The organism is Crossiella sp. NPDC003009 (assembly GCF_053591555.1).
Window position 1 is genome coordinate 20,300 of the sequence record NZ_JBSFUA010000053.1, and the last position, 25,926, is coordinate 46,225.

The following is a 25,926-nucleotide window of genomic DNA, read 5'->3' on the forward strand; positions in this document are numbered from 1 at the left end:
TTCTTGCGGTGCATACGCCTGGGGCACGGATATACGCAGGCGAATGCGTGCATCCGTGCCCCAGTGCGGTGAACTGTCAGGTCGGGTTACTTGGTGATCGGCTTGTACTTGACGATCTTGCCGCCCTCGACCTTGTACGACCAGACGGGCGTGTCGGTGAGCTCACCGGTGGCGTCCCACTTGAACTTCTTGGTCAGGCCCTGGCCCTCGTAGTTCTTGACGAAGTCCAGCATGCCCGGACGGTCCTTCAGGCCCTTGTCGATGCCCTTGAGCAGGATCGTCGCGGCGTCGTAGCCCTCGGCCGAGTAGGTCGACGGCTCCTTGCCGGAGAGCTGCTTGTAGGCGGTGGAGAAATCGGTGAAGGCGTCCGCCGGCACGCACGGGCAGGTCAGGTAGGCGCCCTCGGCGCCGTCCGCGCCGCCCTTGATGAACTCATCGTCCTTGGTGCCGTCCGGCGCCACGAACTTCGCCTTGATGCCCTCGTCGAACAGCTTGGAGGCCAGCGGGCCGCCCTCGGCGTAGTAGCCGGCGAAGAAGATGGCGTCCACGTTGGCGGACTTCAGCTTGCTCGCGGTGGCGGAGAACTCGCGCTGGTTGGTCTTGATCTGGTCCTCGCAGGCGACCTTGGCGCCCAGCGCGCCCTTGATCGCGTCGGCCAGGCCGGTGCCGTACTCCGAGTCGTCCCTGATCACGCAGACCTTCTGCGCCTTCAGCTCGTCGGTGAGGAACTTCGCCGCGGCCGGGCCCTGCACCGCGTCGTTGCCCAGACCGCGGAAGAAGGTCTTCCAGCCGTTCTTGGTCAGGCCGGGGTTGGTCGCCGAAGGCGTGATGGTGACCAGGCCGGCCTCGTTGAAGGTGCCGCCGACGGCCTTGGACTCACCGGAGAACGGCATGCCGATCACGCCGACGATGGTCGAGTCGGTGATCGCCTGGGTGACCACACCCGGCGCCTTGTCCGGGCTGCCCTCGGAGTCGAACTTCTTCAGGTTCACCTGGCATCCGGCGTTCGCGCTGTTGTGCTGGTTGATCGCCAGCTGCGCGCCGTTGAGGATGGCCTGGCCCAGCGCGGCGTTGCCGCCGTTGATGGTGCCGATGTAGGCGAGCGAGACATTGCTGCACTTGGCGTTGCCGTCACCACGCGGGTCAGCCGCGTCGCCCGGCTTGCCCGGCGCCGCCTGTCCGCCGGAGGTCTGCCCCCCGTCGCCCGATGTACCGCTGCCGCCTCCGCACCCTGCGACGGTGAGCGCGATGACGCTCGCGACCGCCAGGGTCCGCACGAGTCGTGCTCCAGACACCCGTACCTCCACTTGCCCAATCCACCGCCGCTGAACGGCCGTGGTGTCCCGTACCACTCCGGGACGTGGTTGGACCGGAAAGTAGCTGTCCGTTTCGTCGAAGCCCAGGGCCGCTACAGGAGCGTGTCCACATCGTGACGGTGGTAACGCACCGAACACGAAGCAGACCCGGTCAATCTGAAACAAGATCCAAACGGGTGGTAACCCACCGTTTACATCACACTCCGCAGCAGGACAACAGAGGGTGTCCGCGGGTGTTCAGAACGGGGTCAGTTGAGGTTCTCCAGCACCGCGTCCGCGACCGCCTTCATGGTGGTGCGGCGGTCCATGGCGGTGCGCTGGATCCAGCGGAAGGCCTCCGGCTCGGAGAGCCCCTGCTTGCTCATCAGCAGACCCTTGGCGCGCTCGATGGCCTTGCGCGTCTCCAGCCGCTCGGTGAGCCCGGCGACCTCGTTCTCCAGCGCCGCCAGCTCGGCGAACCGGGAGACGGCCAGCTCGATCGCGGGCACCAGGTCCCGCTTGGCGAACGGCTTGACCAGGTAGGCCATCGCACCGGCGTCGCGGGCGCGTTCGACCAGCTCACGCTGGCTGAAGGCGGTCAGGATGACCACCGGCGCGATCCGCTCCCGCGCGATGTCCGCGGCGGCCTCGATCCCGTCCTTCTTGGGCATCTTGACGTCCATGATGACCAGGTCGGGCCGCAGCTCACCGGCCAGCTCGACGGCACGCTCGCCGTCACCGGCCTCGCCGACGACCTCGTAGCCCTCCTCGCGGAGCATCTCCACCAGGTCGAGACGGATGAGCGCCTCGTCCTCGGCGACGAGCACACGACGCTGAACGGGGGTGGCCTGCTCCTGGGCCTCGGCAGCCGGCTGGGTCACCGGGGTCCTCCTGCGGTCTCTGGGCGGCAACTGATCGCGAAACCGCAGCTTACCCGGGCCGCTGAGACGTCCCGGTTAACGCGGTGGGTGATCGGCGCGACATTCCCGGCGAGCGCGGTCCGCGAACGGCCGCGTCCGGATCCGGACGGTCCGGTCCCGGACACCCCCGCCCGGCGGCTCAGCGCCGCCCGCGCCCGAACAGCCAGGCCGCCACCGCGGTCGGGAAGTTCATCACGATCCCGTACACCGCGGCCGGGATCGCCATGGTCGGACTGCCCAGCACCGACACCGCGACCGCGATGGCCAGCACCCCGTTGTGGATGCCGATCTCCATGGCCGAGGCGATCGCCTGCTCCCGCGCCACCCGGAACGCCCTGGGCACCAGATAGCCGATCACCAGGCAGCACACGCAGAACAGCAGCGCCAGCAGCCCCACCCCGCCCAGGTGCGCCACGAACACCGTCCACTGCGTCACCACGGCGGTCGTGACCACCACGAACAACACCACGATCGCCGCGACCTTCACCGGCCCGGCCATCCGCCGCGCCCACTCGCTGTACCGGTGCCGCACCCACATGCCCAGCCCCACCGGCACCAGCACCCCCGCGAACACCTGCGCCAGCTTGTCCGCCTGGATGCCGATCTCCTTGCCGGCGCCGAGGAAGTAGGTCATCGACAGGTCCACCACGATCGGCAGCGTGAAAAGCGCCAGCACCGAGTTCACCGCGGTCACCGCGATGTTCAGCGCCACATCCCCACCGGCCAGATGACTGAACAGACTCGCCGAGCTACCCCCTGGCGAGGCCGCCAGCAACATCGCCCCCACCGCCAGCTCCGCGGGCAGGTCGAACAGCAACACCAGCCCAAACCCCACCACCGGCAACACCAGCATCTGGCACGCCAACGTGATCGCCGCCGCCTTGGGCGAACGAGCCACCCGCCGCAGATCCGCCCCGGTGAGCGTCAACCCCAGCCCGAACATCACCAGCGCCAGCGCCACCGGCAGGAACATCGAGAAGGACACGGGAACTCCTTGGCTGACAACACGATCGGCGTGATCAAACCGCCCGACCGTACGCCACCCCGCGAGCCCGCTCCCCCGTCAGTCCTCCAACGGCAACGCGAGCTGGTCGACCAGCCGCAACCGCGGCACGGTCCGGCTGCCCGCGCCGCGCAGGCAACGGCGACAGGTCACCGGCCTGGTGGTGGGGTGCAGGTCCTCCACGGCCCAACCGGCCACACCCACGTGGCAGGCGGGGCCGGGCAGCTCGACGCCGGCCATCCACTTCGTCGGGGCCACGCCGTGCACGACCCGGGAGCGGCGGATGGTGAGGTTGCGGTCGGCGAACTGGGCGCAGGTGCGGGTGGCGACCGCCTGGAGCACAGCGGTCAGCGGGTCCAGCTCGGCTGGCAAGAGCTTCCGAACAGCGGTCATGTCCCGATGGTGACACCCGGTACCGACAATTCAGCGCGCCGGACAATCCGCGAGCCCAGGACCTGTCAGGAGTGGTCATCCGAGGCGGCGCGGCAATCCACAAATACACGGGCAACTGTGCGGGTATTCAGGTTCCGGTCGGCACACAGCTGACCGTGCATTGCTATTTCGTGGCCGGCATGTGAAGAACACGGCCACCCGGGCGATGCCCCGGCGCACCGCTCGGCCTGCCGCACCCTCCGGGGACTAGCACAAGATCAGCCCCTGACCAGATAATGCGTGGTCAGAGGCTGATTTGCGCTGCTTGAACGATGTGCCCCGGGTGGGAGTCGAACCCACACTGGACGGATTTTGAGTCCGCTGCCTCTGCCGGTTGGGCTACCGGGGCGTTCGGCACGGAAACCATACGCGATCACTCCGCCCCAGCGCCCACGGGGTCACCTGCCTGGGGTTCAGCGGTGGCGGCAAGCCCGTCGAGCAGCCACGTGTACGCCTGGCCGGGGCTGACCTGTTCGCCGGTGATGGTGGCGGTGAGGTGCCAGTAGCGGCGGAGGTGGGGATGGCGGTTGATGGTGGTGGTGGCGGCGAGGGTGCGGCGGAAGGCAGGGGTGTCGGTGGTGTGGCGGGCTTGGGCGTGGGCGGTGACGAAGGCGTCCAGGGCGGGGCTGGGGCGGGGGTGGTGGTGGGTGAGGATGAGGTCGCGGGCTTGGTCGCAGGCGGGGCCGATGGACCAGTGCAGGGCGTCCTCGTCGGGGATGTCGGCGTGGTTGCGGTGGGCTTGGCGGAGCAGGCCGTGGCGTAGGGCGGGGCTGGCGAGCAGGGTGAGCATTTCGGCGTAGGCGGTGACCTGGGCCGGGGTGGGGTTCGCCGGTGGGGCGGGGGCGCTGGCGTGCAGGAACATCTCGATGGTTTCGGGGCGGGCTGGGGCGACGAAGATCCGGCGCCAGAAGGTGACGAGCGCGGCGTGGGCGGTGGGGCCGTCCTGGGCGGCGGCGAGCAGGGCCAGGCGGGCGGCGCGGGCGGTGGGGTCCGCTTGTTCCAGGGCCGCGAGGCTGGCTTGGCGCCAGGACAGGGCGGCCAGCTCGGCGTCCAGGGTGGCGCGTTCGGCGGTGATGGCTTCGGCCAGGGAGGTTTGTCCATTGAGGACGGTGGTGATGGCGGGCAGGCCCAGGCCGAGGGCGCGGAGGTTGCGGACCAGGGTGAGGCGGTCGGCGGTGGCGGGGCTGAAGCGGCGGTGGCCGCCGGTGGTGCGCACGGGCTCCAGCACGCCCTCGTCGCAGTAGAAGCGGATGGTGCGCACCGGCACCCCGGTCAGCCGCGCCAGCTCGCCGATACCGACTGTGTCCTCGGTCACCTTCGCTCGAACCTCCACCCCAGTGGAGTTCCTACGGTACCGACATGACGACCGATCAACTCAGTGCGTGGGCGCGTGGCCAGATCGCGGCCTTCGCCTCCGTGGTGGATGGACTTGACCCGGCCGCCCGGGTGCCGACCTGTCCGGAATGGCAGGTCAGGGACCTGGTGGGGCACATCGGGCAGGGGTTCCGTTGGGCTGGCGAGCTGGTGCGTGGCGGGAGTGCGGTGCCGGTGCCGGACCCGAAGGAGGCCGATCCCGGGCGGCCCTCGGCCTGGCGTGGCTGGCTGGTGGACGGGGTGCGCGAGCTGATCGAGGCGGTGGAGTTGCGGGGCGAGGAGCCGGTGTGGACCTTCCTCGGGCCCGCGGCGCCGCGGTTCTGGCTGCGGCGGCTGCTGCACGACCTGGTGGTGCACCACTTCGACGCGGCCAACGTCGCCGGGCGGGACTACGCGGTGGCGCCGGAGCTGGCCGCGGACACCATCTGCGAGGGGCTGGAGCTGATCACCGCGCCGGAGGCGGTGGCCTGGGTGCCGGGGCTGGCCGGGTTGCGCGGGGACGGGCAGCGACTGGCGGTGCGGCCGACGGACGGGCAGGCGGGGTGGTTGATCACTCGGGAGCCGGGTGGGGCGCGGTGGGAGCGGGAGTCGGCGGAGCCAGTGGGGGCGGTGGGGGCACAGTCGGCGGGGGCGGCGGCGGTGCACGGCTTGGCGGGGGCCCAGGTGGTGCTGGCCGGGCGGACCCGGGATGTGCTGCTGGTGCTGACCCGGCGGCTGGATCCGGGTGATGGCCGGGTCAGCGTCACCGGGGACCGGGCGTTGCTGGCTGACTGGCTGGCGCACGTCGCCTACTGATCCGGCGCAGTCTGCCGTGGGCGGCCAGGATGCCCAGCAGCACCAGGGCCGCGCCCAGGGGCTGGTGCCAGGCAAGGGGTTCGCCGAGGACGAGCACGCCGAGCAGGACGCCGACCACGGGGGTCACGTAGGTGACCGCGGCGGCGTTGGCGGCGCCCCAGTCGCGGACCACCGCGGTGTTCCAGACGTAGGCCAGGCCGGTGCTCAGCGCGCCGAGGGCGAGCATGCTCAGCAGCACGGGCAGGGACAGATCCGTTGGGGTGCCCAGGAATGGTGTGGTGAGCAGCATGAGGGTCGCGCCCGCTGCCACCTGGATGAAAGCCAGGGTGATGGCGGGAACGTCCCGGTGGCTGAGGAAGCGGCGCAGGTAGGCGAAAGCCAGGCCGTAGCTGGTGGTGGCGCCCAGGCAGGCCAGTTGCGCCGGCAGGCTGCCGGTGAGGGTGGCGGCGAACGGGTTGATGATGACCAGGACGCCGGCGAAGCCAAGCAGCAAACCGGTGCGGCGGTGCGGGGTGAGGCGTTCGGTGCGGAGCAGGGCGGCGGCGAAGGCGGTGGCGAACAGGGGCGTGGTGGCGTTGTAGATGCTGGCCAGGCTGGCCGAGATGTGGCTCTGCGCCCAGGCGAACAGCAGGAACGGGAGCACGCAGAGCAGCACCGAGACCACGGTCAGGTGGCCCCACAGAGCCGGTTCGCGGGGCAGCGAGCGCCGGGTGAGCAGCATGATCGCCGCGAGGGTGAGGGCGCCCAGGACCAGGCGGCCCCAGACGATCTGCGGTGGGGTCAGGCCGGTGAGCGCGATCTTGACGAACAGGAAGCTGGCGCCCCAGGTGAGCGCGAGCAGGCTGAACTGGATCGGGGTGCTGACGCGGGTTCCCGGCACGACGTTCCCTCCCGGACCGCCGGCTGACACCGGGTGTCCGGGAGGGAGTCAACCCGCCGGGGCCAGCGCGTGGCTGGCGGGAATCAGACCTTGAGCTACAGACCGGCCAGGAACTCCAGCAGCGCCTTGTTGACCTCGTCCGGGCGTTCCTGCTGGGTCCAGTGCCCGCAGCCGGGCAGGTCCAGCACGGTGCGCAGGCCGGGCAGCTGCTCGGGCAGCCGCTCCAGGTAGTCCGGCGGGTAGAAGCCGCGGACCAGGTCCCGTTCGCCGGTGATGTGCAGCGCGGGCGCGGTGATCGGCGCGCCCTGCCACGGGGCGGTCAGCGCCCAGTTGCGGTCGATGTTGCGGTACCAGTTCAGGCCGCCGGTGAAGCCGTTGCGCTGGTACTGCTCGGTGTAGGCATCGATGTCGGCCTCGGTGAGCCAGCTGGGCAGGGTCTTCGGCTCGGGCATGGCGGAGAGGAAGCCGCCGCCTGCCGGGGCGGTCGGGGTGGCGGCCGAGCTGTCGCTCTCGCCGGAGGTGGCGGCCAGGGTCTTGCGGAAGGTGCTGCGGATGTCCTGGTTGAGCTCGGCGTCGGCGACACCGGGTTCCTGGAAGTAGATCTGGTAGAAGCCGTCACCGAAGCGCTGCCGGGCGGCCACCAGCGGCGGGACCGGGCCACGCGGGGCGGGCGCCACGCTGAGCCCGCCCACGCCGCGGACCAGGTCGGGCCGCATCATCGCGGTGTTCCAGGCCACCGGGGCGCCCCAGTCGTGGCCGATGACCACGGCCTGCCGCTCCCCCAGCGCGTGGATCAGCCCGACCACGTCGCCGACCAGGTGGAAGATCGAGTAGTCGTCCACATCGGACGGTTGGTCGGTGCCGCCGTAGCCGCGCTGGTCCGGCGCGACCACGTGGTAGCCGGCCTCGGCCAGCGGCTGGAACTGGTGCCGCCAGGAGTACCAGCTCTCCGGGAAACCGTGCAGCAGCAGGACAAGTGGGCCCTCGCCCTGTTCGGCGATGTGCATGGTGATGCCGTTGACGGAGACTTCGCGGTGCTGTGGCAACGCTGTTCGCCTCATTCCTTGGTGGTGGTGATGCTGGCCAGCACGTCCGCGCGCCGCGCGTGCGGCAGGCGCAGCCCTTCCTCAGCGGTGGCCCTGACTTCGGCCGCACCGGCGGTCGGCTCCCCCAGCAGCGCGGTGCGCACCAGCACCGGGCAGAACCGGTGCGGGCGGGCGGCGTCCGGGTCGGTGCTGAACAGCTCGATCATCTCGTCCACCGCGGCCAGGGACTCCCTGGCGGCGGCGAGGATGCGCGCGGCCTTCCCCGAGTCCTGCTCCACCAGCTGAGCCATCGCCGATCTCCCGTTCCGCGCGCCGGGTGCCGGCGGCGCGTCTCCATCATGCCCGCGCGATGTCCTGCTCCTCCATGCGGCTCGTCTTGCCGTCCTCCCACATCGCCCGCAGCCAGCGCCCGGCCAGCGGCCACTTCTGCCAGCGCGTCAGCATCTTGCGCAGCCCGATCTGGAACCGGCTGGTGGGGGTGGAGAACGCCTGCTGTTCCAGTCCGATCTGCTGGTAGTACTCGATGCTGGGCCGCAGCTTGGCCTCCCAGGCGGCCAGCGCGCGCGGGTGCCGCTCCAGCATGGTGCCGAGCAGGCCGGCCGCGGCCAGTCCGGCGGAGACGCCCATGCCCGCGCACGGCGTCACGCACCAGGCCGAGTCACCGACCAGCACCACCCGGCCCTGGGGCCAGCGGTCCATCTTGACCTGCTCGACCGAGTCGAACAGCAGCTCCTCGGCGTTCTCCATGGCCCGCAGCGCCTCGCCGAGCGCGCGGCCGGTGGGGCCGGGGCCGAAGGCGGCGCGGCGAAGGCGGCCTGCTCCACGTCACCGCGCCGCCGGAGGGTGGTCTTCGCCGAGTGAACGGTCATGCCGCCTCCTGTGCGGCGACCACTCGCCGGTTGGTCAGCAGGGTGATCACGAAGCCCAGGCCCAGGGCGAGCAGGACGCCGAGGTTGGCTCCGGAGAAGTCCTGGGCCAGGCCCAGTGGGGCGAGCAGGTAGCCCTGCCAGCCGAGCCAGCCCGCGGCGGTGTTGGTGACCAGGCCCCAGCCCAGCGCGGTGGCGGCCACGATCAGCAGGACCGGGCCCCAGCGCACATCGCCGTAGCGGCCTGCCGGGTCGTGCAGGTCGGGTTCGGCGTAGTCACGGCGGCGGCGGGCCAGGTCGGCGAGCATGATGCCGCACCAGGCGGCCACCGGGACGCCGAGAGTGGTGAGGAAACCCTGGAACTGGCCGAGGAAGGCGCCGCCGAGGAAGACCAGGTAGACCGTGCCCAGCACCATCAGCACGCCGTCGATGAACGCCGCCGTCGGCCGGGAGATCTTGGCGCCGGCGGCGAGCAGGGCCAGGCCGGAGGAATAGATGTCCAGCACCGCGCCGCCGACCAGGCCCAGCACCGCGACCAGGGCGAAGGGCACCAGGAACCACACCGGGAGCAGGGTGGTCAGCGCGCCGATGGGGTCGGTGGCGATGGCGGCGTTGAGCTGGGGCGCGGAGCCGGCGAGCAGCAGGCCGGACAGCAGCAGCACCACGGGGGCCAGGCTGGCGCCGAAGGTGGTCCAGCCGACCACCGCGCGGCTGCGGGTTTGCCTTGGCAGGTAACGGGAGTAGTCGGCGGCGGCGTTGACCCAGCCGAGGCCGAAGCCGGTCATCAGGAACACCAGCGCGCCGAGGAACTGGCTCGCGGTCCCGGCGGGCAGCGCGGTGACCGCGGCCCAGTCGATGTGGTCGGCGACCAGGCCGAGGTAGACCAGGGTGAGCGCGCCGGTGACCACGGTGATCACCGTTTGCAGCCGCATGATGGTGGCGAAGCCGAGCACTCCCGCCCCGACCACCAGCACGGTGACCACCAGCAGCGCCAACACCTTCGTGGTCACGCCGCCGCCCCAGCCGAGGCGCTCGAACACCGTCGCGGTGGCCAGCGTCGCCAGGGTGGCCAGCACGGTTTCCCAGCCGACGGTGAGCAGCCAGGAGATGGCCGAGGGCAGGCGGTTGCCGCGCACGCCGAAGGCCGCGCGGCTGAGCAGCATGGTGGGCGCGGAGCCGCGTTTGCCGGCCACCGCGACGAATCCGCAGAGCAGGAAGGAGAACACGATGCCCAGCACGGCGACGGAGACGGCCTGCCAGAAGGACAGGCCGAAGCCGAGCACGAAGGAGCCGTAGCTGAGGCCGAGCACCGAGACGTTCGCGCCGAACCAGGGCCAGAACAGCTGCCGGGGCGTGCCGTGCCGGTCGGCGTCGCCGATCACGTTGATGCCGTGCGTCTCCACCTTCAGCGGTTCGCTCATGCCCAGAACCCCGTTCCGATCAGCTGCTCGATCTCCGCCCGCACCGGCGCGGTGGCCGGTCCCTCCCGGGTGACCGCGATCGCGGCCGCGGCGTTGGCGTACCTGGTCGCCTCGAACATTCCGTTGCCGCGCAACAACTCCGCCAGCAGCGCGCCGCAGTGCGCGTCCCCGGCGCCGTTGGTGTCCACCGCGTCCACGTTGAACCCGGCGACCGTGGTGATCCGCCCGTCCCGCTGCAGCAGGCAGCCGGCCGGGCCGTCCCGGACGATCACGGTGGCGAAGCTGGGCACCAGGGTGGCCAGCGCGGCCGCGGCGGCGCGGGTGGTGTTGGTGCGGGAAAGTTGTTTGGCCTCACGGGCGTTGCAGCTCAGTATGTCCACTCTGGACAGCACCGCGGTCAGGTCGGACCAGACGACCTGCTCCACCAGCGGGCCGGGGTCGAACAGCACGGTCGGACTGGGCAGCCTGCCCAGCCAGTCCAGCAGCGCGTCCCGGTTGGCCGCGTGCAGCAGGCTGTACCCGCTGACATAGACCATGTCCGCCGCGCTGGGGTGCACCAGGTCCAGCTGACCGGGATCCAGCACGCCCTCCGCGCCCACGCCGGTGACGAAGGTGCGCTCGCCGGTCTCCTCGTCCACCAGCACCACCACGATGCCGGTGTCCGCGCCGGGGGTGGGCGGGTTGACCACGGTGATGCCCTCGGCCAGCATCGCCGCCCTGGCCAGGTCGCCGAAGCTGCCGCTGCCGTGGCTGCCCGCGTAGAGCACCTCCGCGCCGGAGCGGGTGGCCGCGGACATCACGTTGAAGCCGCCGCCGGGGGTCAGTTTCACCGCCGAGGCCAGCACGTCGCCGCCCAGCGGTGGCAGGCCGGAGACGGTGAGCACCAGGTCGACCACCACCTGGCCGGTGAACACGAGCTGCCCGCTCACGCCCGGCCCCGGAGCGCGAGCAACCCGTGCACCAGGGGATCCAGCGTGAGAGCGTTCACACGCAGGACCCTGGCGAGCAGGTCGGCGGGCAGGGCCTCGCTGCCGTGGCAGGCGCCGAGCAGCGCGCCGCAGATCGCGGCCACCGTGTCGGTGTCCCCGCCCAGGTTCGCGGCCAGCAGCAACGCCTCCAGCGGCCGCTCGCCGAGCGCCTCGGCCAGCGCGAACGCGGCCACCACGGACTCCTGCGCGGCCACCGAGGTGCCGATCACCGTGCCGATGGCGGCGGCCAGGTCCTCCCGCGCGATCCCGCGCACCCAGCCCCTCGCCCAGCGGATCCGGGCGGCGATCTCCCCGCCGGCGACCCAGCGCCCGCGCCGGGCACCGCGTTGCGCACCCTGTTCGCCCAGGTCAAGGGCCTCGGACAGGCTGGAACCGGCGACTCCGGCGGACACCGTGGCGGCCACCGCGACCGCCGCGGCCAGGCCGGTGCTGGTGCCGTGGGTGACCATGGCGGTCTCCGCGACCGCGTCGGCCAGCCGATCGAGGTCATCCGGTGGGACCGCGATGCCGACCGGGGCGACCCGCATGGCCGCGCCGTTGGTCGTGCCGTCCCGCCCGGTCTCGGTGGGCGGCTCACCCCGCGCGAGCCGTTCCAGGGCCAGTTTTGTGGACGGGCCAAGCAGATCCGCCGAGCCACGGCGGATCATCACCGCCTCCCAGGCCAGCAGCGCCTCGCCGAACTCCCTCGGTTCGACCTGCCCTTGGCCCTCGATCAGCAGCCGGGCGAGCAGCAGCGCCTGTTCGGTGTCGTCGGTGACCGATCCGGCCGGCATGCCGGGCGCGATCGGTTGGGCGGCAACGGCATCCACCAGTCCGGTGATCCGGCCGTAGCATCCGGCGATGGCGGCGGGCGACATCGACTGGGTCGGCATGCCCAGGGCGTCGCCCAGCGCGAGCCCGGCGAGGGCCCCACGCGCCCGGCCGACCCATGAATGCATGTGCATAGCACTACACCCGCGGGTCGGCCCCGGCAATCGGTCCGGACCGGCCGGGCTCAGCCTGCGGTGATCACTCGACCTCGCGCAGGATCCGCTCCACCGAGGTCAGCCTGGTCTGCACCTCGGTGAGCTGGGTCCTGGCCTCGGTCAGCTCCCGGGCGGTCTGCTCCTGCGCGGCCACCGCGCGGGCGGCCAGCTCCTGGTAGGCCTGTTCGCGGGCGGCGCTGGCCTTGGCGCGCACCGAGATGAAGCTCTGCCAGATGATCACGGTCAGTACCACGGTGATCAGCGTGAAGACGCCGAACACGCCGACGAGTTCCTGCCAGGCACGGACGCCCATGGGTCAGTTTTCCTGTTCTTCCGGTGTGCTGAGGGTGCGGGCGGCGGTCGCGACGCTGGCCGGGGTCAGCTCGATCGCGAACGGGGTCACCTCGTAGAACTTCATCGCCTTGCCGTCCGCGGACAGCTCCAGCTGAGCACTCACCAGCCCGGCCGCCTCCAGCTTGCGCAGGTGCACCTGGAGCAGCGCCCGGCTGATGCCGAGATCGCGGGCCAGCGCGCTGACGTACTGACGCTCGGCGGCCAGGGCCGCGACCACCCGGAGCCGGTGCGGGTTGGCCAGGGTGGCCAGCACCCGCAGGAGGTCGTCCCCCGTCGGCGGCTTCCCGGTCATCGCGGTATCCAGCACATGAGCAGCAAGGTTAGTGCGCTCGCCGTCCTGGGAAGCGCCAGGCTCGCTCGCCGAGCAGGGCCAGCGCGGCCGGTACCAGGACGCCGCGGACCAGGGTGGCGTCCAGCAGCACGGCGACCGCGAGGCCGACGCCGAGCATCTTGTTCTCGATCGAGGTGAGCGTGACGAACACGGCGAACACCACGGTCATGATCACCGCGGCGCTGGTGACCACGCCCGCGCTGGCGCCGAGTCCGCTGACCACCGCCTCCTTGGCCGGCAGGCCCGCGCGCCAGCGTTCGCGGATCCGGCTGAGGATGAAGATGTGGTAGTCCATGCTCAGTCCAAAAAGGACCACGAACATGAACAGCGGCAGCCAGCCCATCACCCCGCCGTAGGGGGTGAAGCCGAGCAGGCCGCTGAGGTTGCCGTACTGGAAGATCCAGGTGATCACGCCGTAGGCCGCGCCGATGGCGAGCAGGTTCAGCGCGATGGAGACCAGCGGCACGGTGAGCGAGCGGAAGACGAGCACCAGCAACAGGAACGACAGCAGCAGCACGAAGCCGAACACCAGCGGGGTGCGTTCGCGCAGCTGGGCGGTGAAGTCGGTGGTCTGCGCGGTCCGCCCGGACACCGCGACGTCCAGCTGCCCGAGCACGCCGAGGGCCTCGGGGATCACCTTGTGCCGCAGGTGCTCCAGCGCCCGCACTGAGGTGTCGTCGGTGCCGGAGCCGGCCAGCGGCATCCGGACCACCAGCGCCTTGCCCACCCGGTCCACGGTCAGCGGACCGGCCAGCAGGCCACCGCTGTCCTTGACCTGACCGCGCAGCCGGTCCACCAGCGCCGCGGCCAGCATTCCGTCCACTGTGGACTCATCGCGCTGCCAGATCACCACCCTGGCCGGGGTGGGCGCGCCGGGGAAGGCTTCCTGCATGCGCAGCGCCGCGTCCACCTGGGGCACGCTGCGCGGCAGGCTGTTGACCGGGGCGGCGTCCTGGAGCTTCATGTCCAGCGCGGGCACGGCCATGGCCAGCAGCGCGAGCACCGCGGCCCCGCCCCACAGCACCGGCCGCCGCGCCACCCTGGTGGCCACGCCGGACCAGATCCGGGACTCGCGCGCCGCGGTCCGGTCCTTGCCCAGCCAGGGAATGCGGCCGCTGTCCACCCGGTGCCGCAGCGCGGCCAGGATGGCGGGCAGCACGGTCACCGAGGCGACCATGGCCAGTCCGACCACCACGGCCATGCCGATCGCACCGCCGGTGAGCACGCCGAGCCCGGTCAGCGCCAGGCCGCTCAGGCACAGAATCACGGTCAGGCCGGAGACCAGCACCACGTGCCCCGAGGTGCGGGCGGTGGTGCGCAACGCGGTCTCATCGTCCACTCCGGACTGTCGTTCCTCGCGATAGCGGCGCAGGTAGAACAGCGAGTAGTCGATGCCCACGGCCACGCCGACCAGCAGGATCAGCGCCGAGACCGCGCTGTTGACGGCGACCACCTTGCCGATCACCGACAGCAGGGTGAAGGTGGCCGCCAGTCCGCTGACGGTGAGCAGCACCGGGATGCCGGCGGCGACCAGCGAGCCGAACACGATGAGCAGGATGATCAGCACCAGCGGCAGGGACAGCAGGTGCGAGCGTTCCAGGTCGGCCTTGATGGACTCGTCGACCGCGCTGGCCAGGCTGCGGTCCCCCGCCTGGGCCAGCCGGACCGCGGGATGCCGGGCGGCGACCGCCTGGACCGCGCCGGTGGCGAAGGCGAAGTGCTCGGACAGTTTCTCCACCGGCCAGGCCAGCTTGAAGGTGACCAGGCCCGAGCGGCCGTCTGCGGAGATGTGGTCCTGCCAACGGGTTTCCAGCGGTGAGCGGACGTCGGTGACCGCGTCGGGCCGTCGAGTCAGCTCAGCTACCAGGTCCTCGGTGACCCTGCGCAGCTCCGGGCTGTTGCCGAAGTGCCCGCTCGGCGCGTGGGCTTGGATGAGGACCTTCTCCTCCACCGGCAGGTAGCCGTCCTGCTTGTCCAATGTGGACTGCGCTCGCCCGGTGTCGCCGGGGTCCACGTTGCGCGCGTTGGGTCCGGTTACCAGCACGCTGGCCAGGAACGCGAGCAGCACCAGGCCCAGCCAGCCCAGGATCGCGGCCCGGCGGTGCCGGGTGGCCCAGGCCGCGATCCGATCGGTCAGTGTCATCACGTTCTCCCCCAGTCAGTCACCTGCAAACGAAAGTTAGCAGGTGCCATCCCGGGTTGTCACCTGAGCTGGGACCAGAACCCGCAGTTGTGCTCGGCGGCCAGGTCGATCCGGGTGGTGCGCTCGGCGGTGAACCGGCGGGTGCCGTGCCGGGACCAGCCGGGGTCGCCGGTGTGCGCGTAGGCCGCCCAGTGCTCGATCATGCGGTCGGCCAGGGCCTGCTGGGCCGGGGTCAGCGGCGGCTGCGGCCAGCTGAGGTCGAGCAGGTAGCGGAGTTCGGCGCCGTGGGCCGCGCCGTAGGGGAACTCGCCCAGCACGTGGCCGGTGGGTTCGGCGAACTCGAAGGTGTGCACGGGTTTCCTGGCGGCCGCGACGACCGGCAGCTGGGTGCAGGCGCCGAGCGCGCCGCCGTGGTCGGTGAGCAGGCGGGCCAGGGTGAGCGCGGGCGTGGGTTCGGTGGTGGCGGGGTACTGGGCGAGGACCGCCGGGGCGTCCGTGCCGAACAGGCTGGTGACCAGGTTGGGGTAGTCCTCGGCGGTGAGGGCGCGGTGCGGGGCGACGAACGGGCGCATCTCGTCGGCGGTGCCGCCCAGCAGCAGCGGGACCTGTGTGGTCAGCGGTTGGGCTGGCAGGGTTGGGGTGCCGGCCACCGGCAGCCAGGGGCGGCCGTTGAAGTCGCGGCGCAGCACGGAAACCTGGTCCTGGTGCAGGCCTACCAGGGAGGTCAGCGGCAGGCCGCGCAGGCAGGCCGCGTCGGGGCAGCCGAGGGTGCCGGCGGTGGCGCGGGCGCGGCGCTCGGCCTCGGCGCGCTCGACCATCGGGTTGGCGCACGGGGCGCTGTGCACGATGGCCCGCTGGAACAGGCCGCGGGAGGCCGGGCTGGCCAGGTGCGCGCAGACGCTGTAGCCACCGGCGGACTGGCCCCACAGCGTGACCTTGGCCGGGTCGCCGCCGAAGGAGGCGATGTTGGCCCTGACCCAGCGCAGCGCGGCCTGCTGGTCCTGGATGCCCAGGTTCCCGGCATCCGGTCCGAGGTCGGGGTGGGCCAGGAAACCCAGTGCGCCCAGGCGGTAGTTGAGGGTGACCACCAGGACCTTGCCGCGGGCGGCGAGCCGGCTGGGGTCGTAGTCGCCGCCCGCGCCGGTGGTGAAACCGCCGCCGGGCACGAACACCAGCACCGGCAGCCTGTCTGTCCCTTGTGGACGGTGGATGTTCAGGGACAGGCAGTCCTCGCTGCCGCGCACCTCGCCGGGCCTGCCGGGCTGGGCGCAGGCCGGGCCGGGCTGGGTGGCCTCGCGGACACCGGTCCAGGGCCGGGGCGGACCTGGAGGCTGCCAGCGGGCCGCTTCGGCGTACGGAATGCCTTGGTACACGCGGTGTTCGGCGGTGACCCGGCCACGCACCCAGCCCGAGCCGGTGGCGGCGAGCTCGCCGGGGTCGGCGGCCGCGACGCCCGGCAGTCCCAGCAGCGCGAGGGTCAGGGTGGTGAGTATCGCTTTTCGCATGGCGGACACGGTGGCAGCGCGGGGACTGCCGGGGCGTCCCCGCGCCGCCGTATCCGGCCTACGTGGATCGGCGTAGTCAGCCGTAGAACCCGGCCACGCTGAGCTCGCTGAGCGGGATCCAGTCCGGGTCGGCGGTGGTGGCGGTGACGCCGCGCAGTTCCACCGCCAGCGCCGGGCGTTCGTCGACCAGCTGGACCAGGGTGTAGAGGGCGGCCAGCACGTGCAGGCAGTGCGGTCGGCGGTCGCGGCAGTCGCAGTGCGGGGTGAGCTCCTCCGGAGGCGGGGCGATGGCGATGTCGTGGGCGCGCAGCTCGGCGGCCAGCGAGTCGGGCAGGTCGCCGGGCACCAGGCTGGGCGGAAGGCCGGCGAGCAGCTTGGCCACCAAGGCGGCGGACTCGGCTGGCCAGAGCGGGATCTCGATGCTCACCCGGTACTGGCCGGAGCCGGCGGTGAGCAGGCCGGGGGCCACGGTCAGGTCGGTGATGCCGTTGTCGCGGACCAGGTTGCGGGCCCTGGGCAGCAACGGGTTGGGGCGGGTGACCCTGGTGGGCTCGGCGATGCGCAGCCAGGCGTGCCCCCAGGCGGTGGCGCCGTACTCGGCGATCATCGGCCGATCCCCTCCAGGTTCAGGTCGAGCACGCGGTGCAGGTCCTCATCGGGCAGGTTGGCCAGCGCGGTGTCGGTGTCGCCGGAGACCAGGTCGGCCAGCGCCCGTTTGGTCTCGTGCATCCGGGCGATGTGCTCCTCCACGGTGCCGCCGGTGACCAGCGTGTGCACGGTGAGCACCCGGTGCTGGCCGATGCGGTGCGCGCGGTCGGTGGCCTGTTCCTCCACCGCCGGGTTCCACCAGCGGTCGTAGTGCAGCACGTGACCCGCCCTGGTCAGGTTGAGGCCGAACCCGGCGGCGCGCAGGCTCAGCAACAGGATCGGCGGCGCGTCCTCGTCGTGTTGGAAGGCCTGCACCAGCTTGTCCCTGCGGTCGGCGGTCAGCCCGCCGTGCAGGAACGGGATCTCCGGACCGCCCAGGGTCTCGGTGAGGTGGCGGGAGAGCAGCTCGCCCATGGCGCGGTACTGGGTGAACACCAGCGCGCGGTCGCCGTCCTCGACGATCTCGGCGAGCATCTCGCTGGCCCGGTCGAACTTGCCGGAGCGGCCGGGCAGCGGGCCGTCCTGGCCGAGCAGCTGGGCCGGGTGGTTGCAGACCTGCTTCAGCGCGGTCAGCAGGGCCAGCACCCGGCCGCGGCGCTCGATGCCGGAGCCGAGGCCGTCGGTGAAGGCGCGGTCCACCGCGTCCCGGTACAGCCGGATCTGCTCATCGGTGAGCGTGCAGGCCACGGTCGTGTACAGCTTGGGCGGCAGGTCGGTGGCCACCTCGGACTTGGTGCGGCGCAACAGGTGCGGGTCGATCAGCGCGTGCAGGCGCTGGGCCGCGGTGACCGAGCGGCGCTGCTGGATGGGCGCGGCGAACCGCTGCCGGAACCGGCCCCTGGTGCCGAGCAGGCCGGGGCGGGTGACGTTGAGGATGGCCCACAGGTCGTCGAGGCGGTTCTCCACCGGGGTGCCGGTGAGCGCGATCCGTAGCCGCGCGGTCAGCCGGGTGGCGGCCTTGGCGGCCAGCGAGTCCGGGTTCTTGATCTGCTGCGCCTCGTCGAAGATCACCGTGTCCCAGCTGGTCCCGGCCAGCTGGTCGGCGTCGGCGCGCAGCGCGCCGTAGCTGGTCACCACGACCTCGGCGGCCAGGCCGGCCAGGGTGCGCCGGGGGCCGTGGTGGGCGCGCACCGGCAGGCTGGGGGCGAAGCGGTCCAGCTCGCGCCGCCAGTTGCCGACCAGCGAGGTCGGGCAGACCACCAGGTGCGGCCCGGGGCGGGTGGCCAGCAGGCTGATCGCCTGGAGCGTCTTGCCCAGGCCCATCTCGTCGGCCAGGATGCCGCCGCCAGGCACCGAGCGCAGCCAGGCCACCCCGGTGACCTGGTATGGCCGCAGCTCCGCACGCACCTCGGCCGCGCGCAGCTCGTCGCGGGTGCGGGCGGCCTGCCGGAACTGGCGCAGCAGCGCGGCGGGCGAGCTGATCGCGGTGCCCTCGGCGTTGGGCACCGCGTGCGCGGCCGGGGGCAGCGGGAGGTCGGCGTCCGGGTGCTGGGCCGCCTGCCGCCAGGCGCGGGCGGCGGGGCTGAGCTCGGCGGTGGTGCTCAGCAGCGCGGGCAGCGCGAGGTCCAGGTCCACCAGGCGCACCGGGGTGGGCAGCACGGTGATCCGGCCGCCCACCGGGCGGGCCAGCCGGCATTCGGCGGCCCGGCCCACCGGCAGCCCGGCCGCGGCCAGCGCGGCGGCCGGGTCGGGCGGGCCCCACCAGGCGAACGCGCCCTCGGCTGGCAGGAACGTGGCCTGGAGCTGGACGTGCGAGGTCGGCATGACCTCCCTTTCGGGGCATGGCGGTGGCCGGGACGGAATCTCGATGGGCAATCGAGACTACCTCGCGGATTGCGCTCGCGCTAATGAATCCGGCATTTGACAAATCCGAATCCGTGTATCCCCGGAAATCCGTCCTTGACAAATCAGGGTTGTCATACCCACGGCTGACCTGCACGGGGTCCTGGAAGCTGACGGCACGGACCTCGCCGCGTCGGTACAGTGGAAAACGTGATCGACTTCGAGAAGGCTTCCGTATTCAAGCTCTCGCCGTGCCGTCCCGAGGACATCGCCGGATCCATCGCGCCGATCATCATCCCCGGGGAACAGCTGATCGCCGCGTTCAAGTCCGTGCGGGACTACGTGGTGTTCACCAACAAGCGGCTGATCGCGGTGAACGTGCAGGGCATGCTCGGCAAGAAGAAGGACTTCACCTCGCTGCCCTACAACAAGGTGCAGGCGTTCTCCATCGAGACCGCGGGCACCTTCGACCTGGACGCTGAGCTGGAGCTGTGGTTCAGCGGTCTGGGCAAGGTCCGGCTGGAGTTCCGCGGCGACTCCGACGTGCGCGCCATCGGCCAGCTCATCGCCCAGCACACCCTCTGACGCCGGGTCAGCTCAGCTTCGCCGCCTTGGCCAGCAGGTAGCGCTGTTCCGGCTGGCTGGCGGTGCGGCGGGCGGCGCGGTGGTAGGCCTCGGCGGCGGCCTCGGGCTGGTCGTCGAGCTCCAGCAGGTGGGCGCGGACGGCGTCCAGGCGGTGGCTGGCGCGCAGGCGGTCGTCGGCGGCGAGCTCGTCGAGCAGGTCGAGGCCTGCCTTGGCGCCGTTGACCATGGCCAGGGCGATGGCGCGGTTGAGGGTGACCACCGGGTTGGGCGCGATCCGCTCCAGGATGCCGTAGAGCACCAGGATCTGCGGCCAGTCGGTGTCCTCGGGGCGGGCGGCCTCGGCGTGCGTGCCCGCGATCGCGGCCTGCACCAGGTAGGGGCCGAGCGCGCCGGTGGACAGGGTGTGCCGGAGCAGGGTCAGGCCCTCGGTGATGGCGGCCTGGTCCCAGCGGGTGCGGTCCTGTTCGTTGAGCGGGATGAGCGCGCCGCCGGGGCCGGTGCGGGCGGCGCGGCGGGCGTGGGTGAGCAGCATCAGCGCCAGCAGCGCGCCGGTCTCGCTGTCGGCCGGGGCCAGCCGGTGCACCAGGCGGGCCAGCCGGATCGCCTCCGCGGCCAGCTCGAGGCGTTGCAGCTCTTCGCCGCTGGAGGCGGTGTAGCCCTCGTTGAAGATCAGGTACAGCACGTGCAGCACCACCCGGAGCCGCTCGTCCCGCTCCCGGGCGGGCGGCGGGCCGAAGGCGGACCCGGTGGCCTTGATCCGCGCCTTGGCCCGGCTGATCCGCTGCGCCATGGTCGCCTCGGGCACCAGGAAGGCGCTGGCGATCTGCGCGGTGCTCAGGCCGCCGACCGCGCGCAGGGTCAGCGCGAGCTGGGACGGCGCGCTCAGCTCGGGGTGGCAGCACAGGAACAGCAGGGTGAGCGAGTCGTCCTCGGCCGGCGGTCCGTCCGGGGCCGGGGCCTCCGGGTCGAGCGCGAAGGCCTGTTCGCGGCGGCGGCGGGCCGAGTCGCTGCGCCAGGCGTCGGTGAGCCGCCGGGTGGCCACGGTCAGCAGCCAGCCGCGCGGGTTCTCCGGCGGCCCGGCCGCCCACTGGGTGCTGGCGTCCAGGAGGGCTTCCTGCACGGCGTCCTCGCAGGCGTCGAACTGGCCGTGCCGCCGGACGAGGACGCCGAGGACCTGGGGCGCGAGCTCGCGGATCAGGTCCTCGACGTCTGAGGTGCTCACATCTCCAGCTCCATGCCGCCGGAGAACATCACCGGCCGGACCTCAACCGCGAGTCCCGGGATCTTGGTGTCCGGGATCAGCTTGGCCAGCTCCAGCGCCCGTTCCTTGTTCTCGCATTCGACCAGGTAGAAGCCGCCCATGAACTCCTTGGCCTCCAGGAAGGGGCCATCGGTGACCACCGGCTGGCCCTCGGCCGCGCGCACCACCGCGCTGGCGGCCGGGTCGGCCAGGGCCTGGGTCAGGATCAGCTCGCCGGAGGCCTGGATGGTGCGGATGAACTCGCCGTGGCCCTCCCCGATCGCGGCGCGCTCCTCTTCGGTCAGCGCGTCCAGGATGGCCGGGTTGACCTGCATGATCAGCAAGAACTTCACGACGTGCTCCTCGTGTCCACGACGCCCCCGTTGGGCACCGTACACACCCTGATCGGAGCCGGTTCGCCGATCTCGACACGCCCCCGGCACAAGTCGCTCTTTTTTTCGGCGCAGGATCGGACTAACGTTGTGTATACCGTATGCACGATGGGAGACACGGGCATGCCGACAAACACGGGCGAGCCTTCGATGATGGACCGGGTGCGCTCGGTGGTCGACCGGCATCGCGGTGATCGGGGCGCGCTGCTGCCGATCCTGCACAGCCTGCAGGCCGAGTTCGGCTACATCGATCAGGCGATGGTCCCGGTGCTGGCCGCCGAGCTGAACCTGTCCAGGGCCGAGGTGCACGGCGTGGTGACCTTCTACCACGACTTCCGCGCCGAACCCGCGGGCCGGACCGTGGTCAAGCTGTGCCGCGCCGAGGCCTGCCAGTCCGTGGGCGCGGAGGACCTCATCGCGCACGCCGAGGCCAGGCTGGGCAGCAAGCTCGGCTCGACCACCCCGGACGGCCGGGTGACCCTGGAGCAGGTGTTCTGCCTGGGCAACTGCGCGCTGGGACCGGCGGGTCAGGTGAACGGGCGCTTGTACGGACGACTGGACCCGGCGAAACTCGATGGCATCCTCGACGCGGAGGCGGAACGCGCATGACGATCACGGTTTACGTGCCCCGCGACTCCGCCGCCTGTTCGGTGGGCGCGGACGCGGTGGCGAGCGCGATCAGCCGGGAGGCCGCGGCCGCCGGGATCCAGGTGCGCCTGGTGCGCAACGGATCCCGCGGCATGCTGTGGCTGGAGCCGCTGGTGGAGGTGGCCACCGACGCGGGCCGGATCGGCTACGGGCCGGTCTCCGCGGGCGAGGTGCCCGAGCTGGTCAAGGCCGGGCTGTTCACCGGCGGGGCGCACGACAAGCGCCTCGGCCTGGTCGAGCAGCTGCCCTGGATGGTCGCGCAGCAGCGGCTGTGCTTCGCCAGGGTCGGCGTCACCGACCCGGTCTCCGCCGAGGACTACCTGGCCAACGGCGGCATGGCCGGCCTGCGGCGGGCGCTGGCCATGGACCCGGCCGAGGTGGTCAAGGAGGTCACCGACTCCGGGCTGCGCGGCCGCGGCGGCGCGGGCTTCCCGGCCGGGATCAAGTGGAACACCGTGCTCAAGGCCGACGGCGAGCTGAAGTTCGTGTGCTGCAACGCCGACGAGGGCGACTCGGGCACCTTCGCCGACCGGATGCTGATCGAGGGCGACCCGTTCTGCCTGATCGAGGGCATGGCCATCGCGGCGTATGCCACCGGGGCCACCGAGGGGTACGTGTACCTGCGCTCGGAGTACCCGGACGCGGTGGCCACCCTGCGCCAGGCCATCGAGGTGGCCTACGCGCGCGGCTGGCTCGGCCAGGACTACCTCGGCTCGGGGCAGCGCTTCGACCTGTTCGTGCGGGTAGGCGCGGGCGCCTACATCTGCGGTGAAGAGACCTCGATGCTGGAGAGCCTGGAGGGAAAACGCGGGATGGTGCGGGCGAAACCGCCCATCCCGGCGATCACCGGCCTGTTCGGCAAGCCGACCGTGGTGAACAACGTGCTCACCCTGGCCTCGGTGCCCAGCATCCTGGCCCACGGTGCGGCGGCCTACGCCGCGCTGGGTGTCGGCCGCTCGCTGGGCACCCAGGTCTTCCAGCTGGCCGGCAACATCAAGCACGGCGGGGTGTTCGAGACCGCCTTCGGCATGTCGCTGGCCGAGCTGGTCAACGACTACGGCGGCGGCACCCGGTCCGGTCGGCCGGTGCGCGCGGTGCAGGTCGGCGGGCCACTGGGCGCGTACCTCCCGGCGTCCACAATGGACATTCCTTTGGACTACGAGGCGTTCACCGCGGCACAGGCGATGCTCGGGCACGGCGGCATCGTGGTCTTCGACGACACCGTGGACATGGCGGCCATGGCCCGCTTCGCCATGGAGTTCTGCGCCGAGGAGTCCTGCGGCAAGTGCACCCCGTGCCGGGTGGGCTCGGTGCGCGGGGTGGAGACCATCGACCGGATCGTCGCGGGCGTCGACCCGGACACCAACCTCGCGCTGCTGGGCGATCTGTGCGAGCTGATGACCGAAGGTTCGCTGTGCGCGATGGGCGGGTTGACGCCGAACCCGGTCCTGTCCGCGTTGCGGCACTTCCCGGATGACTTCACCGCCCGTCACGAGGGGACGGCATCATGACTCTGTTCAAGGAACACGACCTCGGCACCCCGGCCAAACCGGGCGAGGCCACCGTCAGCATCGAGGTCGACGGCATGCCGGTGCGGGTGCCCGAGGGCACCTCGGTGATGCGCGCCGCGGCCGAGACCGGCATCGACATCCCCAAGCTGTGCGCCACCGACTCGTTGGAGGCCTTCGGTTCCTGCCGGCTGTGCCTGGTCGAGATCGACGGCCGCCGCGGCACCCCGGCCTCCTGCACCACACCGGTGGCCGAGGGCATGCGGGTCAGCACGCAGTCGCCGAAGCTGGAGAAGCTGCGGCAGGGCGTGATGGAGCTCTACATCTCCGACCACCCGCTGGACTGCCTGACCTGTTCGGCCAACGGGGACTGCGAGCTGCAGGACATGTCCGGCGTGGTCGGGCTGCGGCAGGTGCGCTATGGCTACGAGGGCGAGAACCACCTCGACCTGGAGACCGACAGCAGCAACCCCTACTTCGACTTCACCCCGTCCAAGTGCATCGCCTGCTCCCGCTGCGTGCGGGCCTGCGGCGAGGTGCAGGGCACCTTCGCGCTGACCATCGAGGGCCGGGGCTTCGACTCCAAGGTCTCCGCCGGCGCGGGCGAGCTGTTCATGGACTCCGAGTGCGTCTCCTGCGGCGCCTGCGTGCAGGCCTGCCCGACCGCGACGCTGCAGGAGAAGTCGGTCATCGAGCTGGGCATGCCCACCCGCAGCGTGATCACCACCTGCGCGTACTGCGGGGTCGGCTGCTCGTTCAAGGCCGAGCTGCGCGGCACCGAGCTGGTGCGGATGGTGCCGTACAAGGACGGCGGCGCGAACGAGGGCCACTCCTGCGTCAAGGGCCGCTTCGCCTTCGGCTACGCCACCCACCCGGACCGCCAGCTCGAACCGATGGTGCGGGACAGCATCGACGAGCCGTGGCGGGTGGTGGACTGGGCGACCGCGATCACCACCGTGGCCACCAGGATGCGCGAGATCCAGGCCCGCTACGGTCCGGCCTCCATCGGCGGCATCACCTCCTCCCGGTGCACCAACGAGGAGGTCTACGCGGTGCAGAAGATGGTCCGCGCGGCCTTCGGCAACAACAACGTGGACACCTGCGCGCGGGTCTGCCACTCCCCCACCGGCTACGGCCTCAAGCAGACCTTCGGCACCAGCGCGGGCACCCAGGACTTCAAGTCGGTGGCGCAGGCCGATGTGATCGTGGTGATCGGGGCCAACCCGACCGACGGCCACCCGGTGTTCGCCTCCAGGATGAAGAAGCGGCTGCGCGAGGGCGCCAAGCTGGTGGTGATCGACCCGCGCCGGATCGACCTGGTCCGCTCCCCGCACATCGAGGCCCAGCACCACCTCCAGCTCAAGCCGGGCGCGAACGTGGCCGTGGTGAACGCGATGGCGCACGTGATCGTCACCGAGGGCCTGGTGGACCAGTCCTTTGTGGACGAACGCTGTGAGGGCTTCGAGGAGTGGGCGGAGTTCATCGCCAGGCCGGAGAACAGCCCGGAGGCCACCGAGGAGCTCAGCGGGGTCCCGGCGGCCGAGCTGCGCGCGGCGGCCCGGCTCTACGCCACCGGCGGCAACGCGGCCATCTACTACGGCCTCGGCGTCACCGAGCACAGTCAGGGCTCCACCATGGTGATGGGCATGGCGAACCTGGCCATGGCCACCGGCAACATCGGCCGCGACGGTGTGGGCGTGAACCCGTTGCGCGGGCAGAACAACGTGCAGGGCTCCTGCGACATGGGCTCCTTCCCGCACGAGCTGCCCGGCTACCGGCACGTCTCCGACGAGGCGGTCCGGGAGGTCTTCGAGACCCTGTGGCAGCGGCCGATCATGGCCGAGCCGGGCCTGCGCATCCCCAACATGTTCGACGCCGCCATCGACGGCAGCTTCCGGGCGCTGTTCGTGCATGGTGAGGACATCGCCCAGTCCGACCCCAACACCAACCACGTCTTCAGCGCGCTGCGCGCGATGGACCTGGTGGTGGTGCAGGACCTGTTCCTCAACGAGACCGCGAAGTTCGCGCACGTCTTCCTGCCGGGCACCTCGTTCCTGGAGAAGGACGGCACCTTCACCAACGCCGAGCGCCGGATCAACCGGGTCCGCCCGGTGATGGCGCCCAAGACCGGCAAGCACGAGTGGCAGATCGTGGCCGAGATCGCCCAGGCCATGGACTACCCGATGTCCTGGCACGACACCAGCGAGATCATGGACGAGATCGCCGCGACCACCCCCACCTTCGCCGGGGTCAGCTTCGAGCGGCTGGACAAGCTGGGCAGCATCCAGTGGCCGTGCAACGCCAATGCGCCGGAGGGCACGCCGATCATGCACGTGGACGGGTTCGTCCGCGGCAAGGGCCACTTCGTGCCGACCACCTACGTGCCCACCCAGGAACGCAGCACCCGCAAGTTCCCGCTGATCCTGACCACCGGCCGGATCCTCAGCCAGTACAACGTGGGCGCGCAGACCAGGCGCACCAAGAACGTGGCCTGGCACCCGGAGGACCTGCTGGAGATCCACCCGCACGACGCGGAGGTGCGCGGCATCAACGACGGCGACGAGGTCTCACTGGCCAGCCGGGTCGGCGAGACCACGCTGCGCGCGGTGCTCTCGGACCGGATGCCGGTCGGCGTCGTCTACACCACCTTCCACCACCCGGTCACCGGGGCGAACGTGGTCACCACGGAGAACTCCGACTGGGCCACCAACTGCCCCGAGTACAAGGTCACCGCGGTCCAGGTCGGACTGCGCAGCCCGGTTGCCCCGTCCCAGGCCGAAGCGGCCGAAGCGCTGGTGGAGTAA

Annotated in this window: 25 protein-coding genes and 1 tRNA gene; 5 read left to right on the forward strand and 21 right to left on the reverse strand. The window is 71.5% G+C overall.

Going from position 1 to position 25,926, the window contains the following annotated elements:
* Window positions 1-86: 86 nt before the first annotated feature.
* The 6 genes from ACWDY5_RS35370 to ACWDY5_RS35395 all read right to left on the reverse strand — a co-directional run bounded on the left by ACWDY5_RS35370 (window position 87) and on the right by ACWDY5_RS35395 (window position 4,965).
* A complete protein-coding gene (locus tag ACWDY5_RS35370) occupies window positions 87-1,295 on the reverse strand; it encodes a branched-chain amino acid ABC transporter substrate-binding protein (protein WP_449726482.1) in 1,209 nt (402 codons plus the stop codon).
* A gap of 269 nt (window positions 1,296-1,564) precedes the next feature.
* Complete coding sequence (locus tag ACWDY5_RS35375; RefSeq protein WP_252485338.1) at window positions 1,565-2,176, reverse strand: ANTAR domain-containing response regulator; 612 nt, start codon at window positions 2,174-2,176, stop codon at window positions 1,565-1,567.
* 178 nt (window positions 2,177-2,354) lie between these two features.
* Entirely contained in the window at window positions 2,355-3,200 is an 846-nt protein-coding gene (locus ACWDY5_RS35380) for a bile acid:sodium symporter family protein (protein ID WP_449726483.1), read from the reverse strand.
* A gap of 78 nt (window positions 3,201-3,278) precedes the next feature.
* On the reverse strand, window positions 3,279-3,611 hold the full coding sequence (locus ACWDY5_RS35385; protein WP_252485336.1) for a hypothetical protein: 333 nt from the start codon (window positions 3,609-3,611) through the stop codon (window positions 3,279-3,281).
* 314 nt (window positions 3,612-3,925) lie between these two features.
* Window positions 3,926-3,999 (reverse strand) — tRNA-Leu (locus ACWDY5_RS35390).
* Between the two features lie 24 nt (window positions 4,000-4,023).
* On the reverse strand, window positions 4,024-4,965 hold the full coding sequence (locus tag ACWDY5_RS35395) for a helix-turn-helix domain-containing protein (protein ID WP_449726484.1): 942 nt from the start codon (window positions 4,963-4,965) through the stop codon (window positions 4,024-4,026).
* Window positions 4,966-5,009: 44 nt separating this feature from the next.
* Here ACWDY5_RS35395 and ACWDY5_RS35400 point away from each other — a divergent pair, with 44 nt between their 5' ends.
* The gene (locus ACWDY5_RS35400) at window positions 5,010-5,819 is read left to right on the forward strand and encodes a maleylpyruvate isomerase family mycothiol-dependent enzyme (RefSeq protein WP_449726485.1); all 810 of its coding nucleotides are present in this window, start codon (window positions 5,010-5,012) and stop codon (window positions 5,817-5,819) included.
* Here ACWDY5_RS35400 and ACWDY5_RS35405 read toward each other — a convergent pair.
* The 13 genes from ACWDY5_RS35405 to ACWDY5_RS35465 all read right to left on the reverse strand — a co-directional run bounded on the left by ACWDY5_RS35405 (window position 5,767) and on the right by ACWDY5_RS35465 (window position 18,731).
* Window positions 5,767-6,699 carry a DMT family transporter gene (locus ACWDY5_RS35405; RefSeq protein ID WP_449726486.1) on the reverse strand — a complete coding sequence of 311 codons (933 nt, stop codon included), beginning with the start codon at window positions 6,697-6,699 and terminating at the stop codon, window positions 5,767-5,769. The two genes, ACWDY5_RS35400 and ACWDY5_RS35405, sit on opposite strands and share 53 nt — an antisense overlap.
* A gap of 95 nt (window positions 6,700-6,794) precedes the next feature.
* A complete protein-coding gene (locus ACWDY5_RS35410) occupies window positions 6,795-7,760 on the reverse strand; it encodes an alpha/beta fold hydrolase (protein WP_449726487.1) in 966 nt (321 codons plus the stop codon).
* The gene (locus ACWDY5_RS35415) at window positions 7,757-8,035 is read right to left on the reverse strand and encodes a hypothetical protein (RefSeq protein ID WP_449726488.1); all 279 of its coding nucleotides are present in this window, start codon (window positions 8,033-8,035) and stop codon (window positions 7,757-7,759) included. The genes ACWDY5_RS35410 and ACWDY5_RS35415 overlap by 4 nt, the downstream gene beginning before the upstream one ends.
* Window positions 8,036-8,081: 46 nt before the next feature.
* A complete protein-coding gene (locus tag ACWDY5_RS35420) occupies window positions 8,082-8,492 on the reverse strand; it encodes an FAD-dependent monooxygenase (RefSeq protein ID WP_449726489.1) in 411 nt (136 codons plus the stop codon).
* Window positions 8,493-8,610: 118 nt separating this feature from the next.
* Complete coding sequence (locus ACWDY5_RS35425; protein WP_449726490.1) at window positions 8,611-10,032, reverse strand: purine-cytosine permease family protein; 1,422 nt, start codon at window positions 10,030-10,032, stop codon at window positions 8,611-8,613.
* Entirely contained in the window at window positions 10,029-10,961 is a 933-nt protein-coding gene (locus ACWDY5_RS35430; protein ID WP_449726491.1) for a PfkB family carbohydrate kinase, read from the reverse strand. Before ACWDY5_RS35430 ends, ACWDY5_RS35425 begins: the two co-directional genes overlap by 4 nt.
* A complete protein-coding gene (locus ACWDY5_RS35435; protein ID WP_449726492.1) occupies window positions 10,958-11,965 on the reverse strand; it encodes an ADP-ribosylglycohydrolase family protein in 1,008 nt (335 codons plus the stop codon). Before ACWDY5_RS35435 ends, ACWDY5_RS35430 begins: the two co-directional genes overlap by 4 nt.
* 64 nt (window positions 11,966-12,029) lie before the next feature.
* The gene (locus ACWDY5_RS35440) at window positions 12,030-12,299 is read right to left on the reverse strand and encodes a hypothetical protein (protein ID WP_449726493.1); all 270 of its coding nucleotides are present in this window, start codon (window positions 12,297-12,299) and stop codon (window positions 12,030-12,032) included.
* Between the two features lie 3 nt (window positions 12,300-12,302).
* Complete coding sequence (locus tag ACWDY5_RS35445; protein ID WP_449726494.1) at window positions 12,303-12,632, reverse strand: ArsR/SmtB family transcription factor; 330 nt, start codon at window positions 12,630-12,632, stop codon at window positions 12,303-12,305.
* A gap of 28 nt (window positions 12,633-12,660) precedes the next feature.
* Window positions 12,661-14,814 carry an MMPL family transporter gene (locus tag ACWDY5_RS35450; RefSeq protein WP_449726495.1) on the reverse strand — a complete coding sequence of 718 codons (2,154 nt, stop codon included), beginning with the start codon at window positions 14,812-14,814 and terminating at the stop codon, window positions 12,661-12,663.
* A gap of 59 nt (window positions 14,815-14,873) precedes the next feature.
* Window positions 14,874-16,319, reverse strand: coding sequence for a carboxylesterase/lipase family protein (locus ACWDY5_RS35455; RefSeq protein WP_449726496.1), 1,446 nt, complete (start codon window positions 16,317-16,319; stop codon window positions 14,874-14,876).
* A gap of 76 nt (window positions 16,320-16,395) precedes the next feature.
* Window positions 16,396-16,926, reverse strand: a complete 531-nt coding sequence (locus tag ACWDY5_RS35460) for a hypothetical protein (RefSeq protein WP_449726497.1) — start codon at window positions 16,924-16,926, stop codon at window positions 16,396-16,398.
* Window positions 16,923-18,731, reverse strand: a complete 1,809-nt coding sequence (locus ACWDY5_RS35465) for a DEAD/DEAH box helicase (RefSeq protein ID WP_449726498.1) — start codon at window positions 18,729-18,731, stop codon at window positions 16,923-16,925. Before ACWDY5_RS35465 ends, ACWDY5_RS35460 begins: the two co-directional genes overlap by 4 nt.
* Before the next feature lie 228 nt (window positions 18,732-18,959).
* Between ACWDY5_RS35465 and ACWDY5_RS35470 the strand changes: the two genes are divergently transcribed.
* Complete coding sequence (locus tag ACWDY5_RS35470; RefSeq protein WP_449726499.1) at window positions 18,960-19,334, forward strand: PH domain-containing protein; 375 nt, start codon at window positions 18,960-18,962, stop codon at window positions 19,332-19,334.
* 7 nt (window positions 19,335-19,341) lie between these two features.
* Here the strand turns inward: ACWDY5_RS35470 and ACWDY5_RS35475 are convergent, their stop codons facing one another.
* The gene (locus ACWDY5_RS35475; protein ID WP_449726500.1) at window positions 19,342-20,556 is read right to left on the reverse strand and encodes an RNA polymerase sigma factor; all 1,215 of its coding nucleotides are present in this window, start codon (window positions 20,554-20,556) and stop codon (window positions 19,342-19,344) included.
* Window positions 20,553-20,927 carry a YciI family protein gene (locus tag ACWDY5_RS35480; RefSeq protein ID WP_449726501.1) on the reverse strand — a complete coding sequence of 125 codons (375 nt, stop codon included), beginning with the start codon at window positions 20,925-20,927 and terminating at the stop codon, window positions 20,553-20,555. Before ACWDY5_RS35480 ends, ACWDY5_RS35475 begins: the two co-directional genes overlap by 4 nt.
* 162 nt (window positions 20,928-21,089) lie before the next feature.
* Here ACWDY5_RS35480 and ACWDY5_RS35485 point away from each other — a divergent pair, with 162 nt between their 5' ends.
* From ACWDY5_RS35485 to fdhF, 3 genes are read left to right on the forward strand one after another with little or no spacing between them, the layout of a single operon-like run.
* The gene (locus ACWDY5_RS35485; protein ID WP_449726502.1) at window positions 21,090-21,575 is read left to right on the forward strand and encodes a formate dehydrogenase subunit gamma; all 486 of its coding nucleotides are present in this window, start codon (window positions 21,090-21,092) and stop codon (window positions 21,573-21,575) included.
* Window positions 21,572-23,125 carry a formate dehydrogenase beta subunit gene (locus ACWDY5_RS35490; protein ID WP_449726503.1) on the forward strand — a complete coding sequence of 518 codons (1,554 nt, stop codon included), beginning with the start codon at window positions 21,572-21,574 and terminating at the stop codon, window positions 23,123-23,125. Before ACWDY5_RS35485 ends, ACWDY5_RS35490 begins: the two co-directional genes overlap by 4 nt.
* Window positions 23,122-25,926 carry a formate dehydrogenase subunit alpha gene (gene fdhF / locus ACWDY5_RS35495; protein WP_449726504.1) on the forward strand — a complete coding sequence of 935 codons (2,805 nt, stop codon included), beginning with the start codon at window positions 23,122-23,124 and terminating at the stop codon, window positions 25,924-25,926. Before ACWDY5_RS35490 ends, fdhF begins: the two co-directional genes overlap by 4 nt.

Coding starts and splice junctions, on each gene's coding strand:
- ACWDY5_RS35385 (WP_252485336.1), bottom strand. CDS start 3,611: ATGACCGCTGTTCGGAAGCTCTTGCCAGCCGAGCTGGACCCGCTGACC.
- ACWDY5_RS35400 (WP_449726485.1), top strand. CDS start 5,010: ATGACGACCGATCAACTCAGTGCGTGGGCGCGTGGCCAGATCGCGGCC.
- ACWDY5_RS35410 (WP_449726487.1), bottom strand. CDS start 7,760: ATGAGGCGAACAGCGTTGCCACAGCACCGCGAAGTCTCCGTCAACGGC.
- ACWDY5_RS35415 (WP_449726488.1), bottom strand. CDS start 8,035: ATGGCTCAGCTGGTGGAGCAGGACTCGGGGAAGGCCGCGCGCATCCTC.
- ACWDY5_RS35420 (WP_449726489.1), bottom strand. CDS start 8,492: ATGGAGAACGCCGAGGAGCTGCTGTTCGACTCGGTCGAGCAGGTCAAG.
- ACWDY5_RS35425 (WP_449726490.1), bottom strand. CDS start 10,032: ATGAGCGAACCGCTGAAGGTGGAGACGCACGGCATCAACGTGATCGGC.
- ACWDY5_RS35435 (WP_449726492.1), bottom strand. CDS start 11,965: ATGCACATGCATTCATGGGTCGGCCGGGCGCGTGGGGCCCTCGCCGGG.
- ACWDY5_RS35440 (WP_449726493.1), bottom strand. CDS start 12,299: ATGGGCGTCCGTGCCTGGCAGGAACTCGTCGGCGTGTTCGGCGTCTTC.
- ACWDY5_RS35445 (WP_449726494.1), bottom strand. CDS start 12,632: ATGACCGGGAAGCCGCCGACGGGGGACGACCTCCTGCGGGTGCTGGCC.
- ACWDY5_RS35450 (WP_449726495.1), bottom strand. CDS start 14,814: ATGACACTGACCGATCGGATCGCGGCCTGGGCCACCCGGCACCGCCGG.
- ACWDY5_RS35455 (WP_449726496.1), bottom strand. CDS start 16,319: ATGCGAAAAGCGATACTCACCACCCTGACCCTCGCGCTGCTGGGACTG.
- ACWDY5_RS35460 (WP_449726497.1), bottom strand. CDS start 16,926: ATGATCGCCGAGTACGGCGCCACCGCCTGGGGGCACGCCTGGCTGCGC.
- ACWDY5_RS35465 (WP_449726498.1), bottom strand. CDS start 18,731: ATGCCGACCTCGCACGTCCAGCTCCAGGCCACGTTCCTGCCAGCCGAG.
- ACWDY5_RS35485 (WP_449726502.1), top strand. CDS start 21,090: ATGCCGACAAACACGGGCGAGCCTTCGATGATGGACCGGGTGCGCTCG.
- ACWDY5_RS35490 (WP_449726503.1), top strand. CDS start 21,572: ATGACGATCACGGTTTACGTGCCCCGCGACTCCGCCGCCTGTTCGGTG.
- fdhF (WP_449726504.1), top strand. CDS start 23,122: ATGACTCTGTTCAAGGAACACGACCTCGGCACCCCGGCCAAACCGGGC.